Genomic DNA, 18,343 nt, shown 5'->3' with positions numbered 1-18,343 from the left:
TTAAATAAAAATAATTTCCAAAAAGTAATCTTTTAAATTTTATATATTTTAATAATTTTAAATTATTTTTTATATAATAATGTAATAAAATATAAATATTGTTAGTTTATAGATGTCCGAGCAACATTTAAATTTGTTACTAAAAGTAGCATATTAGTAGATAATTTTTTTAGTAAATTCAAGTGCCAAAGTCGCAAAATATTATAAGAATTTATAAAAAATTTGCTTTATTTCAACTATGCCCAACAGCTTTTATACGTAATCGCGTCGTTACTAGATATTTTATTATTATAATAACACAAACCAAAAAGCTCGCTATAAATATCACCATAACCTAAATTTATAATATATTTTGGTACAAAAATGTAGAAAATATAAATTTTAAATTAAGTTTTAAAATTATACAATTAAAATAAAAAATATATAACTTACTATTAAAAGATACGCGTTGCGTTATATAAATTTAAAATAAAAAATAACAAAAATGGGGTTAATTTGAGTAAAAAACATAAATTTGTAATCTGTAATCCTGAGCTTTGCATAGGCTGTAAAGCCTGTATGAAAGCATGCGGTAAAGAGGCTTATAAACGCGGAAAACTAGCAAAACCAAGGCTTGACGTTATAAAAATGACAAACGGAGTTATGCCAAATCAATGCCGTCAGTGCGACGACGCGCCTTGCGCACTAGTATGTCCAAGCTCGGCTTTACGCAACGAAAATGGATATGTAGAAATGCATGAGCAACTTTGCATAGGCTGCGCTTTATGCGTAAATGCTTGCCCATATGGCGCGATTCATCTTGATAGCTTAGAGATCCCATCAAATGGATCAAATTTAGATGAAATGGACGTGTGCGGCGACGGCTTTATGAGCGTAGCGATAAAATGCGATATCTGCGATGGCGGAAATGAAGGAAGCGCTTGCGTAGAAGTCTGTCCAAAAGGCGCTTTAGTAATGCTTGATCCTATAACAAATAAACACAAATACGGTAAAAAACTAAAAGACGGTGATAATATGTCAAATTTTATATCTAAAATTCTAGATTGCCCGCCGCCGCAAATCATAATAGCGCAAAAAAACAAACCTCTAAAAGAGACCGGGGAAGTGCAGCAAGGAGAAGCAGATGCTTGAAATAATTTATACGTCGTTCTTTTTGGTAGGAATTATATGCTTAGTTCTTTATAGAGTGCCGAAAATCGCTCTTTATATTGGACTTGCGATACCTTGCATAATATCCATATTTAGCACGATATATTTTATAAAAAATATCAATTCAACTTACGGTTTTAAATTAGCAGGAAATTTCTTATTTTCTCCACATTTTATTATAACTCCGCTTAGCGGATTTTTTAGTTTTATCATAACTTTTATAGCAATTGGTATCTGCATATATACAATAGGATATATAAAAGAGTTTAAAGACAGGGGAAATCTCGCTGTTTTTGCAGCTTTATTTAACTTTTTTATCCTTTCTATGCTGCTTGTAGTTTCTAGCTCAGATGTTTTTAGTTTCATTGTTTTATGGGAAATTATGACTTTAATATCTGCTCTTTTGCTTAAATTTAATGATGAAAAACATAGCAATAAAACAGTGATGATATATCTTAGCATAGCACAAATAGGAGCATTTTGCATACTTATAGCGCTTCTTTTTATCTCATACTTTGCCGGAAGCTTCTCATTTATGCAATGGAGCAAACTAGATATAGATCCAACAGTCGCTACTTGTATTCTTATTCTGCTCTTAATAGGATTTGGCAGCAAAATCGGAATGTTTCCGTTTCACGTATGGGCACCGCTTGTTTATCCGTTGGCTCCATCAAACGTAGCAGGAATGTTAAGCGGTATTATGTCTAAAATGGCAATATTCGGAATTATTCAATTTAGCGTTATTTTGCCTATAACTTCTGGATTTGCTCTTAGTGTTGTAGCATTAGGAGCCATTAGCGCGCTGATTGGTATAACTTACGCTTTGATACAAAATGATTATATAAAATTAATATCATATAGCTCAGTTGAAAACTTAGGTATTATTATGCTTGGAGTTGGAGTTGGGTTTTACGGTATTAGCATAGCTGAGCCGACTCTAGTTTTGCTTGGGTTCATAGGAGCTTTATTTCACGTGCTTAATCACTCAACATTTAAATCATTGCTATTTTTAGGTTCAGGAAGCATATATAGCGTCACTAGAACAAAAAATATGAACTCTCTTGGAGGGCTTGCTAGAAAAATGCCTTTTACTGCGCTATTTTTTCTAATAGGAGCCATTAGTATATCCGCTCTTCCTCCGCTAAATGGATTTATCAGCGAATGGTTTATTTATAGATCTATGTTTATGGGAGCGCTTGATGATAGTATAGCTTCAAGACTGATTTTTGCTCTTGCTATCATATGTTTAGCGCTTACTGGAGCTATGGTAGTTTATGCTTTTATCAAACTTTACGGAGTTATATTTGCCGGGACACCAAAAGATGAAAACATACATAACAGAGCTTGTGAAAAATCATTCTTTATGCCATTTGGCATGTTTATACTAGCTTTTAGTTCTATTTATTTTGCTGTTTTTGCAAATAATATAATTCTATTCTTAGGAAACGTAGTTTTATATTTAGTACCTCAAACCATGTATAGCATGAACATAAATGTTATTTCAATGCCTGCTATAATGATTTTACTTATGTTTGCTTTAGCACTTCCGTTTCTGCTTTTTGGACTATTTGGAGCAAATATGAGCAAAGTCAGAGCAAGCGAACCTTGGGCTTGCGGATTTAAATTTAGTCCGCAAATGAGCATGAACTCAAATTCGTTTGTCGGGGATTTTAAAAGACTTATTAGCAAAGTTATCAAATTTAAAACAGAAACTAAGCAGCAAAATTACTTTAGTAATGTAGATTATAAAACCGGCACTGAAGATGTTTGGTGGAAGATTTTATACGAGCCGATTATCAAGTTTAATATGCTTATAGCTGATAAAATAGGTGCTTTTCAAAACGGAAGAAGTAGCTTTTATGTTGTATATATACTAGTTTATCTCTATGCTATGCTAGTAGTTGGATTTTACTTTTTGGGGGCTTAAATGGAAGCTGTTTTACTAATGATTTTACAACTTTTTGTTGCATTGGCGCTTACTCCGTTGTTTGATGGTATAGCTAGAAATCTGCGTGGTAAAATTCAAAGTCGCAAAGGTTCACCGATATTACAGACGTACTATGATATATTTAAACTTTTAAAACGTTCTCGCACGGCTCCAAACTGCGTGCATTGGTTTTTTAAATTTAGTCCGTATATGCTTTTTAGCGTTTGTGCTATGCTTGTGATGATGATACCTATAACTTATGGCGGATCGGCAAACGCCGGAGCAGTTAGCGATATCATAGTCGTGGTTTATCTAGTTGCGCTTTTTAGATTTATCTTTGGAGTCGCAAGCTTAGATAGTGCAAATCCTTACGCAGCAGTAGGAGCTAGTAGAGAGAGTCTTATAGCTATCTATATAGAGCCTATAATGATAATTTGTTTAGTAGTGATAGCAATGCTTGCAAAAACAACAAATCTTGCTATCATAAAAGAGCTTATACAAAACGCGGAAATAGGCTACTCAAGCGCATCTTACGCAGTAGCAAGTGTAGCATTTTTGTGGGCGATGTATGTTGAAACAGGAAGAAAACCGTTTGATCTTGCAGAAGCCGAGCAAGAAGTACAAGAGGGCGTCATCGGCGAATACAGTGGAAAAGATCTGGCTTTAGTGGAAATGGCTCTTATGCTAAAACAGTTTGCTATGATAAGCTTTTTCATAGTTATGTTTGTTCCTATCGGTTTTTCAAGCCCATTTTTAACTCTCATTGTTCATCTTATTTTAGTGGGGCTTTTTTATGTAGGAGCGATTTTGATGGACAACTTTGGACCGAGATTTAGGATAATTTCAAGCTTGAAATTTAACTCAGCTTGCATACTTTTTATATCTCTTATATCTCTTAGCCTCTATGTAGTAGGAGTATGATATGGAAATTTTAATAATTTTAATGATGATTTTAAGTCTTTTGGTATTTGGTTTTAGAAGTTATAAATTAAGCATTATAAGCTACGTTTTAGAAGCTATAGCACTAGTTTGCGTGTTTTTGTTTTTAGCAAACGAATACAAAGCAAATGAACTGTTTTCATGGGCGATAATCGCATTTTTTATAAAAGTTATAGCAGTTCCGCTCATTCTCTTTACTCTAGTAAAAAAGCTTGGGGTTACTCACGAAGTTGAGCCCGTAGGCGGATTTTTGGTTTCACCGCTGATCGCATTTGCTTTTTCTATAGGATCGGCTATGCTGATAGCTCCTATATTTATGGAGTTTTCACTTATCAAAAACGAAACTGCTTTGATAGGCGGAATTTTTATATTTATGGTAGGAATATTTGGATTTATACTTAGAAATTCATTTGTAAAGCAAATTTTATCTTACTGTTTATTTGAAAACGGTATTCATCTAAGTCTAGCTCTCACAGCTTATAATTCCCACGCTTTAGTTGAGCTTGGCATTCTTAGCGACGCTGTTTTTGCCATCATCATAATGAGTATTTTAGCATTTGCTTACTATAAAATTTACGGCACTCTTGATACAAGTATAGCTGCTAGTTTAAAAGGTTAATTTATGGATATTTTATTTTTAATTCTACTGCTTCCTTTGGTATCGGCTCTCATTTTATTTGTATCTCCTTTAAATGTAAAAGTTTTAAACCTTTTGCATATACTTTGCAGCGCCGCAGTATCTTTAGCACTACTTTGTTCTATAAGTAAAGTTTTAAGCTTGGGTGCCATATATGCATTTAACGATATGTTGTTTTTAGACTCTTTAGGAGCTGTTTTTTTAGTACTTATAAGTTTGACTGGATTTTGTGTAAATTTATACTCGACTAGCTATTTTAAGTGGCAGTTAAACTCAAATTCTTTAAATTTAAAACAGATAAAAACAAATTTCTGTTTATCTCATATAACCACGTTTGCTATGACTCTAAGCTGTATTAGCAATAATATGGCGATAATGTGGGCCGCTCTTGAAGCAACCACTTTAGCAACGGTATTTATGGTGGCGCTAAAAGGTGATAAACGCTCACTTGAAAGCGGATACAAATATATAATCATCTGCTCGGTCGGCTTAGCATTTGCTATGTTTGCAACCATACTTTTGTACGCTTCTAGTTTAAATACTTTACATGATGAGAAAAATGCGATTTTGTTTTCAAATTTAATACTTCACGCAAGTAGCTTAAATCCCGATGTTTTAAAACTTATATTTATATTTGCTTTAATCGGTTTTGGAACAAAAGCGGGCTTAGTGCCTACTCATACTTGGCTCCCTGATGCTCACGCTCAGGGTCCAGCTCCAACTTCAGCTATGCTTAGCGGAATCGTTATAAAATGCGCCATGTTAGGACTTTTGCGTTACTACGCTATCGCTTCAAATGCAACCGGAGGTAATTTTAGCGAACAAATAATGTTGATAAGCGGTACATTAACGCTTTTCGTATCTGCGTTTTTTCTTATCAGACAACATGATGTAAAAAGAATGTTCGCTTACCATTCAGTAGCACATATGGGAGTTATAGCTTTTGCTCTTGGAGTCGGTGGAAAAATAGGCGTTTTTGCAGCCGTTTTCCACTGTGCGGCTCACAGCTTTACAAAAGCTTTAGCATTCCTAACCACAGGAAACACTGCTAGAATTTACGGGACAAACGATATGAGTAAAATGGGGTGTATGATACATATCGCTCCGCTCACAACCGTTTTGTTTGGCATATCTATCTGCTCACTCGTAGGAGTTCCTGGTTTTGCTATCTTTGTAAGTGAGTTTTTGACGTTTAAAGCCGCTGTTTTAAGCGGTCAGTACGCTGCTATCGTATTATTTGCGCTGGCTTTAACTATCATCTTTATAGCCGATTTTTCACATTTTTTTATGGCAAGTTTTGGTGAAGTTAAAGGTGAAGTTAAATTTAAATCAGAAATGAGTTTATGGGAAAATTTACCGCTTATCGCATTAGCATTTTTGATAATCAGCTTTGGCATATGGCAGTTTGATAACTTTTGGATATTAGTACAAAACAGCGTCACAATGATAAAAGGAAACTAATGAGAGGCGATAAATTTATAGATATTTTAAAAAATGAGTTTAATATTTTAGAAACAAGCAGACAATGTGAAGATCAAATAACGATATTAGTAGATAGAAATGATCTACCAAAAGTCGTTCATAAACTATACTACAGTATCGGCGGTTGGCTTTCTAGTATGGTAGCAAACGATGAAAGAACCATAAATCAAAGTTACGCGCTTTACTACGTTTTATCTATGGAAGGCTCGAAAATGAGCAAAGAAGACGGAACTATAGATGAGATACAAAGTAGCGAAAAATGCTTTATCACGGTTAAAACCCTTATCCCCCAAAACGACCCTTGTTATCCCTCCGTTACACCTTTGGTTCCTGCTTGTGTATGGTATGAAAGAGAAGCTTATGATATGTTTGGTTTAGTAGCCGAGGGCTTACCCGATAAAAGAAGACTCGTTCTTAGCGATGACTGGCCTGAGAATTTATACCCGCTTAGAAAAGATGCTATGGATTATAAATTTCGCCCGGATCCGGTGCAACCAAAAGACGAACCAGACTATGAGTTTATGCGACCAAACGGCTCTGTGACGGACATACCTTTAGGACCTCTTCATATAACAGCCGATGAGCCGGGGCATTTTAGGTTGTACTGCGACGGCGACACCATAGTAGATGCCGATTATAGACTGTTTTATCAGCACCGAGGTATGGAAAAACTAGCCGAAAACAGACTAAACTATAACCAGATGAGCTACCTTGCAGAAAGAGTATGCGGGATATGCGGATTTGCTCACTCTATAGCTTGCGTTGAAGCAGTAGAAAGAGGTATAGGGCTTGAAATTCCACGCCGTGCACAAGCTATCAGGATTATGAGTAGCGAAATAGAGCGAATGCACTCAAATCTTTTAAATTTGGGCTTGGCTTGTGAAGTTACTGGAAATTATACGGCATTTATGCATATATTTAGAGTTCGCGAATACACGCTTGAACTAGCTCAACTCATAACAGGTGGTAGAAAAACATACGGTACTATCGTGATCGGCGGCGTTAGACGAGATATCACGCTAAATGAGATAAAACAATCTTACGAAATCTTAGAAAAAATTGGCACCCAACTAGATGAAATTTGGCAAGTCGTCATGGAAGATAAACGCCAAATAGGACGCTGGAAAGGTATAGGCATACTTGATAAACAAGTGGCGCGTGACTTTAGCCCAGTCGGTCCAAACGTGCGCGGAAGCGGATTTAAAAGAGATACGAGATATGATCATACTTACGGATTTTACAAAGAGCTTGAGCTTACTCCTAACGTCCAGTTTGACGGTGACGTGCTAAGCAGGGAATTAGTTCGATATAACGACTGCAAACAAGCCTTGCGGCTAGTAAAACAGTGCCTTGATATAATGCCGGGCGGTGCTATTTTTACAGATACTAACTACAGACTACAACCTGGAACTTACTGCTTAGGATACGACGAAGCCCCGCGCGGGGAAAATATACACTGGATCATGCAAGGCGACTCTCAAAAAGTATATCGCTGGAGATGTAGAGCTTCTACGTATAATAACTGGTCAAGCTTAAGATATCAACTTCAAGGAAATACCATAGCAGACGCCGCACTTATAGTATGTAGTTTAGATCCTTGCTACTCTTGCACCGAGCGCGTGACTTTAGTAAATGTAAAAAGCGGAAAGTCAAAAGTGATAGGCGAAAAAGAGCTTAAAAAATACTGCCAAAGCCTAAAAGATAGTCCGACAAAGGATATAAGATGAAAATTTACGATATAGTCAAAAAAACAGGTATCGTTACAAGTAAATATCCATATGAACCTTATATAGTAGAAGAGCATTTTAGAGGCAAACCGACGTATCATTACACAAACTGTATAGGTTGCGCGGCTTGCGGGGTAGCGTGCCCGAGCAACGCGATAAGCGTAAAATGGGAGGATGGGAAAAAATTCATAAAATGGCGATACAACTGCGGTAGATGTATATTTTGCGGTCGTTGCGACGAGGTATGTCCTACTGCGGCTATAAGGCTAAGCAATGATTACGAACTTACGGTTAAATTTGATAAATCAGCACTCATCCAAGAAGGAGAGCTAGAAAGTGAGCTATGCAGTGTTTGTGGTAAAGCGTTTTTGAGTAAAAAATTCGTGCAGTTTTGTGAGCAAAGGCTTAGCACTTTAAGCAAACAAAGGCTAGAAGAAGCCAAAAAATATCTACATATCTGTCCTAGCTGCAAGAAAAATGCAATAGTAGAGATGATGACAAACAAAGAGTATAAGGCGGTAAAATAATGTACGTTGTACCTGATGATATACAAAGATCAAACGATCTAAACTCAAAGCTAAATTTACTTAAAAACATCAAACGCAGTTTTAGCGTATTTCGCATAGACTGCGGAAGCTGCAACGGTTGCGAAATAGAGATATTTGCCGCTCTTAGTCCGCTTTGGGATCCAGAGCGATTTGGATTTAAACTAGTAGCAAACCCGCGCCACGCAGACATTCTGATAGTCTCAGGACCTATCACTAGACAAATGTACTATCCGCTTCTTAGAGCCTACGAAGCCACTCCAGATCCAAAGATAGTAGTTGGCTTTGGTGCGTGCGGAGTGAGCGGTGGGATATTTCACGATAGTTACGCGGTTTGGGGTGGAGCCGATAAGGTTTTACCAGTTGATGTATTTGTGCCTGGTTGCCCACCTCATCCAGCAAGCATCATTTATGCTTTAGCAACCGCGGTCGGTCTGATAGAACAAAAGCTAGAAAAACAGAGCTTCAAAGACGACGATTTACTACCGAATTTAACTCAAAAATCGCTACTTGACAACGCTTCTTTTGAGCGCGATCTACTTGTAAAAGCTAAGTTTTTGATGAGCTATATATACGGCAGGATCTTATATGATAAATTTATAACCGCTCTAAAAACTTGCGTCAATCCCAAAGATCCGATTCTTGCAAAAGACGCACTTAGCTTAGCCATAAAAGAGCAAGACGATCAGAGATATGCTGAGTGTCTAGCCGTACTTTTTAATGAAATTTATTTAAAATACACAAACGCTTCAAATGAATTTCATATAAATTTAGATCAAATTTGGGATAAAAAGTGATACAAGTCTGGAAACTCACAAAACGCCACGTTGATGAAAACGCCGAACTTCCACAAATTTACAAACAAATAGTCACGTTTAGCACTTGCGTAGGACACGGCGTAGGAACGATAGATTTCAACGAAAAGATAGCAGAATTTGACGATGAACAGTGGAATAAAATGCTTGATAGCAGTGATGAATACGCCAAATTTAAACTCGGAAATATAAACAAATATTTTGAAGTCGAGATCTTGCCTGTTCACGCAAAAGTGCTAAAAGACAAGCTTCCAAACTCAAAATTTAGAGATATACTTTCAAGCTTAGATGAAGGCTATATCGTCCTAAAAAAGAGTTAAAAATGCCCAAAACCAAAAAAGAACTAAAAAAATCTCTACTTTGCATAGGCAATAAAATGCGAGGCGATGACGCCGTGGGTTTATACGTGGGCGAGTTAGTAGAAGAGCAGATGCCTAGCTGGAGAGTATTTTACGGGCAGGACGTGCCTGAGAACGAGTTTGGCGCTATCAGAGAGTTTGCTCCTGATATCATTGTGGTAGTCGATGCGATGAGCGGCTTTAAAGACGATAAGATAGAGTTTTTTAACCTTGAGAACGAGAGAGATTACATCTACTCCACGCACAATTTACCTACTCCGGTTTTGCTAAGCTATCTTAGAACCATCACTCCAAAAACGCTGTTTTTAGGTATCTCGGTGCTACTTGAAAATGTTCTTGGCTTTGAAGAAGGTCTTAGCCAAAACGCAAAGATATCTGCCAAAAAAGCAGTGCAAAAGATAAAAGAGATAGATTTAAATTTAAAATAAAACATACCCAAATATCTATTGTTTATATATAAATTTACCAAATTTAAAAGTAAAAATAGATCATAGAATTTAGAGAAAAAAGCCGGAAAAGCTTCCGGCTTATGGTTTTAGAGTCTAGACTCGTAACGTCTAAGCATATAAAGTCTTTTAAGCATTTTTTTGCGAGCTGAAATTTTTTGTTTTTTACGAATTTCAGTCATAGGCTCAAAAAATCTTCTAGCACGAACTTCAGTAACAACTAGGTTACGATCGGTTTGTTTTTTGAAACGTCTATAAGCTTCGTCAAAAGACTCATTAGGATGTACCTTTACTCCTGGCACAGTCCTCACCACCTTTCAGATTAAAATAAGTTGAGATTGTATCTAAATTTGACTTAAATTTGATTTATAAATAAAAAATATATAAAATACGTTTAACCTATTTTTAAAATCATAAGTTATATAATTGTTCCAAGTTAAATTTATAAAGGATTTACGAATGTCTGCAAATATCAAACAATACTTAGCGAACTGGACTCCATACGCTACAAAACGCTACATAGCTTACGCAGTAGTCACCATTATAGCACTCGTTTTGCCTTTTATCAGAATTAATGATAATCACTTTTTCTTGCTTAGTTTTGATAAAAAGCAACTTCACCTGCTCTTTACATCATTTGATATGCAAGAGCTATATTTGATGCCGTTTGTACTAATAATTTTATTTTTAACGATATTTTTTCTAACTACTCTTGGCGGAAGAATATGGTGCGGCTGGGCATGCCCCCAAACCTGTTTTAGGGTGATATATAGAGATCTTATTCAAACTAAAATTTTAAAAATAAGAAAAAATATTAGAGATAAGCAAAAAAAAGTTGATAGCGAGTATTTTAAAAAAATGATAGCTGTATTCATTTGGACATGTTTATCCCTAGTTGCGGCAAGCAATTTTTTATGGTATTTTGTACCGCCTGAGGATTTTTTTAGTTACTTAGCAAATCCTGCTCAGCACAAACTTTTAATAGGAATTTTAATAGGAATTACTCTATTTATCGTTTATGACGTAATTATTTTAGCTGAAAATTTCTGTATTTACGTATGTCCTTACGCAAGAGTTCAAAGCGTAATGTTTGACAATGATACGGTTCAAGTAATATATGATGAAAAACGCGGCGGAAAAATATATGAATGTCATACGAAAATAGGTAAAAAACCTCTTGAAAAAGATGCAAAATGTATAGGCTGTGATGCTTGCGTACATATCTGTCCAACCCATATAGATATAAGACAAGGAATGCAGCTTGAATGCATAAACTGCCTTGAATGCAGCGACGCATGTACAAAAGTTATGGCTGGATTTGGCGAAAAAAGTCTTATAAATTGGACAAGTGCAAAATCTCTGCAAACCGGAAAAAAGGTAAATTATTTTAGATTTAGAACTATAGCTTATATGGTAGTTTTATCTATAGCTATTATAGCTTTGATATTTATGAGTACCAAAAAGGAGCATATGCTTTTGAATATCAACCGAACAACGGAATTATATAAAATAAAAGTGGAAGATTCGAAATTTGAAGTACAAAACGCATATACGTTTTTGATCCAAAATACGCAAAACAAAGTGCACGAGTACTATTTTGATGTAAATGACACTAGAATCAGTATAAATAGACCTCTTGAGCCTATAAAACTAAAAGCCGGAGGCAAAAGAAAAATAATAGTAGTGCTTAGTACAAAAGATACTCTTGTCGACGAGGTAAACAAAGATACTCCTATTGATATCACTATAAATGCTTACGCCGTTGACGATATAAACACAGTTAAAGTTTCAAGGGATACGATTTTTGTATTTCCAAAAATGACCGAAATAAATAAAGCAATTCAAAAGCAAGAAAATGAGTAACGAAATACTTTCTCAAATAAAAAGTAAAAAAGCAAAAGATAGATATGAGTTAATCTTATCTGTCTCGCTGGAACTATTTTTAAAAAACGGTTTTGAAAACACTAGCTTGAATGATATTATTTCAAAAAGCGGCGGATCTCTTTCTACTATTTATACGTATTTCGGTAGTAAAGAGGGACTTTTTAAAGCTATAATCGATCGTGGAGTAAGGCAGTTTTTAACAGAAGTAGAGAATCAAATTTATCTTGACTCTTCTGATGATTTGGAGAAATTTTTATTTAAATTTGGTGAAGAATTTTTGAATGTAGTTTGGACAAAAGACTCTCTGCTGCTTAAAAAGCTGATTTTGAACGAATCATTTAAAGATAAGTCACAAATAGTAGATATATTTTACGAAAGTGGTGTTAAAAAAGTCAATCAAATACTCACGGATTTTTTTAGCAAACCATCCGTAAAACCAAGATTTAAAAGCGATGATTTGGAGCTATTGGCATTTAGATTTTGCTACTTGCTCGAAGAGCCATTTACAGTAAGAAGCGCAATACTTAAAAGACACTTAAATATGAATAAACAAGAGAAAAAAGAGTGGGTAAAAGAGTGCGTAGAGTTCTTTTTGAGTGCCGCACTAAAATAAAAACTTGAAGTCCATAAAAGTAACTTATTTAACAATTTAACAAATGTTTAATAAATTTTATGTATAATTCAAAACTATTTTGTAATTATCATTACTAAATTTAAAAATGAAAATTTGAAAGGTAAATAAATGAATAAATTTTTTAATTTTGTTATCCTGACCTCATCTTTGATACTAGCTGGATGTTTAGGCTCAGATAATAAAAAATCAGCCGCCCAGCAACAGATACCGCCTATGCCAGTAACTGTTATGCAAGCAAAAATGGGTGATATACCTATTGTTTTATCATTTAATGGTCAAACAGTTAGCGATATGGATGTCGTTTTAAAAGCAAAAGTAGCAGGAACTATAGAAAAACAATTTTTTAAAGCCGGAGCAAGCGTAAAAGAAGGAGATAAACTATACCAGATAGATGAAGCAAAATACAGAGCTGCGTATGATAGCGCATTTGCAAATTTACAAGTATCGCAAGCAAATTTAAAAAACGCGGAATCTGACTTTGATAGGGCAAAAAAATTACAAGAAAAAAGCGCAATCTCTCAAAAAGAGTATGACGCGGCTTTAGCGGCTTATGAATCTGCAAAAGCTAGCGTATTAGCCTCAAAAGCAAACGTACAAACTGCAAAAATCGATCTTGATTATTCTACTGTAACGGCTCCTTTTTCTGGAGTTTTAGGCGACACTTTAAAAGACGTCGGCTCATACGTAAGCTCATCAGACGCCGATTTAGTAAGACTTACTAAACTAAATCCGATTTTTGTTAAATTCGGAATATCGGATGTGGATAAGTTAAATATCGCTCAAAAAACTCGCACTAAAGAGTGGGAGCAATTAAACTCGCTCGTCACTTTGAGTATGCAAAACGGAGATTATAACGGTACTCTTACTTTTATAGATAACGTTATTGACGAGGGCAGCGGTACTGTTAACGCAAAAGCTATGTTTGAAAACAACTCAACTCAAATTCGTCCAGGTATATTTGCAAGCGTAAATGTATATGGATTTTATCAAAAAAACGGCTTTAAAATTCCACAAGTCGCTATATTGCAAGATTTAGCCAGCCCATTTGTATATACGCTAAAAGATGGAAAAGTAGCTAAAAACCCTATAAAAATAGTATCTCAAGACTCAACATCAGCAGTTATATCAAGCGGTATAAATGACGGCGATCTAATAATAATGGATAATTTCAAAAAAATAAATATAGGACAACCGGTTCAGGCGATAAATGATGCCAAAGGAAGCAAATAATGTTTTCTAAATTTTTTATCAACAGACCGGTATTCGCCTGCGTTTTGTCGATAATAATCGTCATCGCCGGCTATATCGGACTCAAAAGCTCTCCGATAGAAGAGTATCCTCAGCTCACTCCGCCTCAAATCATGGTTCAAGCCAATTATAGCGGTGCAGACGCACAGACTATAGCCGATACTATAGCAGCTCCTTTGGAAAATGCTATAAACGGCGTTCAAGATATGATATATATGCAAAGCACTTCAAGTTCTGCTGGAACTATGAGTCTAAGCGTGTATTTTAAAATCGGCACGAATCCGCAAACCGCAACGGTAAATGTCAGCAACCGCGTAACTCCTGCTTTGTCTTTGCTCCCTGAGGAGGTAAAAAGAGTAGGTGTTACTGTTAGAGAAAGAAGCAGTTCTATACTAAATGTTTTATCGTTTTATGACCCAAGTGGTAAAATGAGCGATACCGAGATCAGCAATTATATAAATATCAACGTAGCTGATGCCATAAAAAGAGTTCCGGGAGTTGGAGACGCTGTTGTTATAGGAAACAAAGACTACTCTATGAGGGTTTGGATAAAACCAGATCTCCTTAAAAAATACTCTTTAACAACAACAGACGTGATAAACTCTATAAAAGAGCAAAATAGTCAGTATGCTACAGGAAAAATAGGCGAACAGCCGACTCAAACAAGCAATCCTTATGTTTATGCCATAAAACCCGAAGGAAGACTAAAAAATGTTTCTGAATTTGAAAATATTATTATAAAAGCCAACAACAAAGGCAATATAATAAAACTAAAAGACGTAGCAACCGTGGAGCTTGGCGCACAAAACTACACATTTGCAGGAAGAATCAACGGCGCTACAATGATACCTATGCTTGTGTTTTTACAAAGCGGTGCAAACGCTCTTAATACAGCTGATGCTATCGTAAAAAGAGTAGATGAACTCAAAGCCTCTTTTCCAGGAGATTTAACATATATAGTCGGCTACGACACGACTGAATTTGTTAAAGTATCTATAGATGAAGTTATAAAAACATTTATTGAAGCTATGATTTTAGTTGTTATAGTTATGTATATGTTCCTTGGAAACGTAAGGGCTACTATAATTCCTATGTTGGCGGTGCCTGTATCTATTTTAGGAGCTTTTGGCGGACTTTATGCTATGGGGTTTTCTATAAATTTGATAACATTGTTCGCACTTATACTAGCCATAGGAATAGTCGTCGATGATGCTATTATCGTTATAGAAAACGTAGAACGGATATTGCATGAAGAGCCAAATCTCACCGTAAAAGAAGCGACTATAAAAGCCATGAGCGAGATAGTAGCGCCTGTTATATCTATAGTTTTGGTACTTTCGGCTGTTTTTATACCGGTATCTTTTATGGAAGGTTTTGTAGGCGTCATACAAAGACAATTTGCGCTAACCTTAGTCGTATCTGTTTGTATATCAGGACTTGTTGCGCTAACCCTTACTCCTGCTTTGTGTGCTATGATACTTCGCAAAAAAGAGAATCCTCCGTTTTGGTTTGTGCGTAAATTTAATGAATTCTTTGACTTTTCAACCAAAATTTTCACGGCCGGAGTAGCTAAAATTTTAAAACATGTCATTATGAGCTTAATATGCGTGGGAATAATTATATTTATGATGGCAGAACTATTTAAAGTCGTTCCAGGGGGGCTCGTTCCTGCTGAAGACAAAGGTTCTGTTTTAGCTATAACAAATTTACCTCCTGCTTCGACTCTTAGTAGAACTACTGAAGATACAGAGTTCATAAGAAGCATTATATCTCAAAATCCAAACGTAAAAAACGTAACCGGACTTGCAGGATACGATATGTTGGCGGGCACTCTTAGAGAAAACGCGGGTATAATGTTTATCAGTATGATACCATGGAATGAGAGACCAGGAGAAGCCAACTCAACTGCAGCGTTTGCAGCTCAATATAATAAACAGATGTATATGGCAGATAGAAACTCTATGACATATTTTATGACTCCGCCTCCCATCATGGGACTATCTATAACAGGAGGATTTGAGCTATTTGCACAAAATACGGAGGGTAAGAACTACTCTCAAATAGAAGCAGATATGCAAAAAGTGGTAGCAAAAGCAAATGCTCACCCGGCTTTAAATATGGTTCGTACTACGCTTGATACAAATTTCCCTCAATACGATCTAACTCTTGATAAAGAAAAAATCAAGATGATGGGAATAAATATATCAGACGTATTTAATACTTTAAGCTCCACAATAGGTCAGTATTATGTAAATGACTTTAATATGCTAGGTAAAACATTTAAAGTAAATATAAGATCAATGTCAGAGTATAGAGACTCACCGGAGGATTTACGTTCATTATATGTTAGAAGCCAGGACGGCAAAATGGTACCGTTAGACTCGATAGTATCATTAAAAAGAAGCTTAGGACCAGATAACGTAGATAGATTTAACGCATTTCCTGCAGCCAAGATCATGGGCGAACCAAAACCAGGATACACTTCAGGAGACGCTATAAAAGCAATTGAACAAATTATCAAAGAAGAGCTTCCAACAGGATACGATATAGGATGGTCGGGCTCGGCGTATCAAGAAGTAGCGTCAACAGGTAAAGGTGCTCAAGCATTTGTATTTGGTATGATATTCGTATTTTTGATACTTGCGGCACAATATGAAAGATGGCTTATGCCATTAGCAGTCGTAACTGCGGTTCCTTTTTCAGTATTTGGCTCACTTCTTTTTACATGGACAAGAGGACTTAGCAATGATGTATATTTTCAAATAGGACTTTTGCTTCTTATCGGATTAGCGGCTAAAAATGCGATATTGATAGTTGAGTTTGCGATGCAAGAGCATTTGGCGGGAAAATCCATAAAAGAAGCCGCGATAAACGCTGCTAGAATGAGATTTAGACCTATCGTGATGACCTCTTTAGCATTTACTCTTGGAGTTTTGCCTATGGTTGTTGCCACAGGAGCAGGAGCTGCGTCTCGTCACGCACTAGGAACCGGAGTTATAGGCGGTATGATAGCGGCGTCTACGATAGCGATTTTCTTTGTGCCGCTGTTTTTCTATATATTAGAAAGTTTCAATTTGTGGTTAGACAACAAACGTGGTAAAATAACCTCGGGAGAAGAACATGCGTAAAACAGCACTTATTTTACTAATAGGAGCATTTGTAGCAGGATGCTCTTTAAAACCTGATATGATAGAGATACAACAAACATACGAGTATAAATTTGATGTTTATAGTATCAATGAAAAATGGTGGGAGAGTTTTGGGGATGAAAAACTAAACTCTCTCATCTCTCAGGCCCTTAAAAACAACAGCGATTTATTGATAGCTTTAAATAATATCGAACAAGCTAAAATCAATCTAAATTTAGCTAACGTTGAGCTATTTCCAAATATAAATTTAAACGGTGAAGCAACCAAAAACCGCTCAAGCGGTGAAACATACATGGGGCAAGATAATAAAAAATACAACGCATTTAGCCTAAATACGGCTCTTAGCTACGAGATAGATCTTTGGGGCAGAGTAAGGGATAGCGCAAATGCAAGCGAGGCCATCTTCAAAGCTACAAAATACGACTATGATAGCGCGATGTTAAGCATAGCGAGTACTACAGCAAATACATATTTCATGCTAATATCGTTAAAAGAGCAAGAAAATATACTCAATGAAACTCTTAATACCTATGAAGAAACGCTCACCTATAGACAAAAAGAGCTTAATGCAGGAGCTATAGATGAACTTACGTATTATCAAGCCCAAGCAGCAGTGCACAGCGCTAAAACTCAACTTATAGGTATCCAAACTCAAATTGCACAAACAAATTCTGCTCTAAGCGTGTTAGTAGGTAAAAATTTAAATGATATTTTATATCAGAGCATAGACTCTCCTAACACTCTTCCGACTATGCCAGAAGTTCCAAGCGGTATAAGTTCGGATGTTCTTTTGCACAGAGCAGATATAGCTAGTTCATTAGAAAGACTTAAAGCTTCAAATTTCTTAGTTGGAGTAGCTAGAACGGCTTGGCTACCTCAATTGTCGCTTACTGGAATTTTTGGATTTAGTAGCGATGAGTTTAATAGATTTTTTGTAAATAACGCAAATATATGGAGCGTAGGTGGAAGTATTATGATGCCTCTGCTTGATTTTGGAAGGACAAAAAATAGAGTTGAACTTGCAAACTTAGAGCAAAATGCTAGTTTTTTATCATACGATAAAGCCGTAAAAACTGCATTTGGCGAGATAAGAACCGCTCTTGATACAAGAAAAAACTCAGTTTTAAAAGAACAAAGCATGCAAGATTTAGTAAAATCTCAAACAAAAGTTTATGACTTATCAAAAGCCAGATATGATGATGGATATAGCACTCATCTTGAGTTTTTAGACTCGCAAAGAAATCTTTTATCGGCAAGACTCAGCCTAGCTCAATCAAAATTAGACGTCGCTACTAGCGTAGTTGATGTGTATAAATCTCTTGGCGGAGGATTTAACTACAAAGAGGATAATTTAAATTTAGGAAACCCTAAAACTGCTCAAAAATGAGCAGTTTTTTTCTGT

General features: G+C 35.9%; 16 protein-coding genes. 15 read left to right on the top strand and 1 reads right to left on the bottom strand.

Annotated elements, in window-relative coordinates; translation table 11 throughout:
* Window positions 1–495 precede the first annotated feature (495 nt).
* From DQN38_RS00675 to DQN38_RS00630, 10 genes are read left to right on the top strand one after another with little or no spacing between them, the layout of a single operon-like run.
* Window positions 496–1,131: a 4Fe-4S dicluster domain-containing protein gene (locus DQN38_RS00675; RefSeq protein WP_065843891.1), complete on the top strand. Its 636-nt coding sequence runs from the start codon at window positions 496–498 to the stop codon at window positions 1,129–1,131.
* Window positions 1,124–3,076, top strand: coding sequence for a proton-conducting transporter transmembrane domain-containing protein (locus DQN38_RS00670; protein WP_065843890.1), 1,953 nt, complete (start codon window positions 1,124–1,126; stop codon window positions 3,074–3,076). Before DQN38_RS00675 ends, DQN38_RS00670 begins: the two co-directional genes overlap by 8 nt.
* On the top strand, window positions 3,077–3,997 hold the full coding sequence (locus DQN38_RS00665; RefSeq protein ID WP_065843889.1) for a respiratory chain complex I subunit 1 family protein: 921 nt from the start codon (window positions 3,077–3,079) through the stop codon (window positions 3,995–3,997). It begins immediately after the preceding gene.
* A gap of 1 nt (window position 3,998) precedes the next feature.
* On the top strand, window positions 3,999–4,634 hold the full coding sequence (gene hyfE / locus DQN38_RS00660) for a hydrogenase 4 membrane subunit (RefSeq protein WP_011731707.1): 636 nt from the start codon (window positions 3,999–4,001) through the stop codon (window positions 4,632–4,634).
* Window positions 4,635–4,637: 3 nt separating this feature from the next.
* Complete coding sequence (locus DQN38_RS00655; protein ID WP_002848122.1) at window positions 4,638–6,113, top strand: proton-conducting transporter transmembrane domain-containing protein; 1,476 nt, start codon at window positions 4,638–4,640, stop codon at window positions 6,111–6,113.
* On the top strand, window positions 6,113–7,861 hold the full coding sequence (locus DQN38_RS00650; RefSeq protein WP_002848121.1) for an NADH-quinone oxidoreductase subunit D-related protein: 1,749 nt from the start codon (window positions 6,113–6,115) through the stop codon (window positions 7,859–7,861). The genes DQN38_RS00655 and DQN38_RS00650 overlap by 1 nt, the downstream gene beginning before the upstream one ends.
* The gene (locus DQN38_RS00645) at window positions 7,858–8,388 is read left to right on the top strand and encodes a formate hydrogenlyase complex iron-sulfur subunit (RefSeq protein ID WP_002848120.1); all 531 of its coding nucleotides are present in this window, start codon (window positions 7,858–7,860) and stop codon (window positions 8,386–8,388) included. Before DQN38_RS00650 ends, DQN38_RS00645 begins: the two co-directional genes overlap by 4 nt.
* The gene (locus tag DQN38_RS00640; protein WP_065844221.1) at window positions 8,388–9,203 is read left to right on the top strand and encodes an NADH-quinone oxidoreductase subunit B family protein; all 816 of its coding nucleotides are present in this window, start codon (window positions 8,388–8,390) and stop codon (window positions 9,201–9,203) included. Before DQN38_RS00645 ends, DQN38_RS00640 begins: the two co-directional genes overlap by 1 nt.
* Window positions 9,200–9,541, top strand: coding sequence for a formate hydrogenlyase maturation HycH family protein (locus DQN38_RS00635; protein ID WP_065844220.1), 342 nt, complete (start codon window positions 9,200–9,202; stop codon window positions 9,539–9,541). The genes DQN38_RS00640 and DQN38_RS00635 overlap by 4 nt, the downstream gene beginning before the upstream one ends.
* A gap of 2 nt (window positions 9,542–9,543) precedes the next feature.
* Entirely contained in the window at window positions 9,544–10,008 is a 465-nt protein-coding gene (locus DQN38_RS00630; RefSeq protein ID WP_011731705.1) for a hydrogenase 3 maturation endopeptidase HyCI, read from the top strand.
* 107 nt (window positions 10,009–10,115) lie between these two features.
* Here the strand turns inward: DQN38_RS00630 and rpsU are convergent, their stop codons facing one another.
* Window positions 10,116–10,328: a 30S ribosomal protein S21 gene (gene rpsU, locus DQN38_RS00625; protein ID WP_002848116.1), complete on the bottom strand. Its 213-nt coding sequence runs from the start codon at window positions 10,326–10,328 to the stop codon at window positions 10,116–10,118.
* Between the two features lie 157 nt (window positions 10,329–10,485).
* On the opposite strand from rpsU, the gene ccoG reads away from it, so the two are divergent.
* The 5 genes from ccoG (at window position 10,486) to DQN38_RS00600 (ending at window position 18,328) form a co-directional block, all read left to right on the top strand.
* Window positions 10,486–11,889 (top strand): cytochrome c oxidase accessory protein CcoG, encoded by a 1,404-nt coding sequence (gene ccoG / locus DQN38_RS00620; RefSeq protein WP_065844165.1) that lies wholly within the window; start codon window positions 10,486–10,488, stop codon window positions 11,887–11,889.
* A complete protein-coding gene (locus DQN38_RS00615; RefSeq protein WP_010397601.1) occupies window positions 11,882–12,523 on the top strand; it encodes a TetR/AcrR family transcriptional regulator in 642 nt (213 codons plus the stop codon). The genes ccoG and DQN38_RS00615 overlap by 8 nt, the downstream gene beginning before the upstream one ends.
* A 129-nt stretch (window positions 12,524–12,652) precedes the next feature.
* On the top strand, window positions 12,653–13,774 hold the full coding sequence (locus DQN38_RS00610) for an efflux RND transporter periplasmic adaptor subunit (RefSeq protein WP_002848114.1): 1,122 nt from the start codon (window positions 12,653–12,655) through the stop codon (window positions 13,772–13,774).
* Window positions 13,774–16,920 carry an efflux RND transporter permease subunit gene (locus DQN38_RS00605; protein ID WP_111738134.1) on the top strand — a complete coding sequence of 1,049 codons (3,147 nt, stop codon included), beginning with the start codon at window positions 13,774–13,776 and terminating at the stop codon, window positions 16,918–16,920. The genes DQN38_RS00610 and DQN38_RS00605 overlap by 1 nt, the downstream gene beginning before the upstream one ends.
* Window positions 16,913–18,328, top strand: a complete 1,416-nt coding sequence (locus DQN38_RS00600; RefSeq protein ID WP_065843734.1) for an efflux transporter outer membrane subunit — start codon at window positions 16,913–16,915, stop codon at window positions 18,326–18,328. The genes DQN38_RS00605 and DQN38_RS00600 overlap by 8 nt, the downstream gene beginning before the upstream one ends.
* Window positions 18,329–18,343: the final 15 nt, after the last annotated feature.

The sequence above is a fragment of the Campylobacter fetus subsp. fetus genome (genome assembly GCF_900475935.1).
Taxonomy (GTDB): domain Bacteria; phylum Campylobacterota; class Campylobacteria; order Campylobacterales; family Campylobacteraceae; genus Campylobacter; species Campylobacter fetus.
The sequence above is the reverse complement of the archived record's forward strand: the minus strand, read 5'-3'. Positions and strand labels throughout refer to the sequence as shown.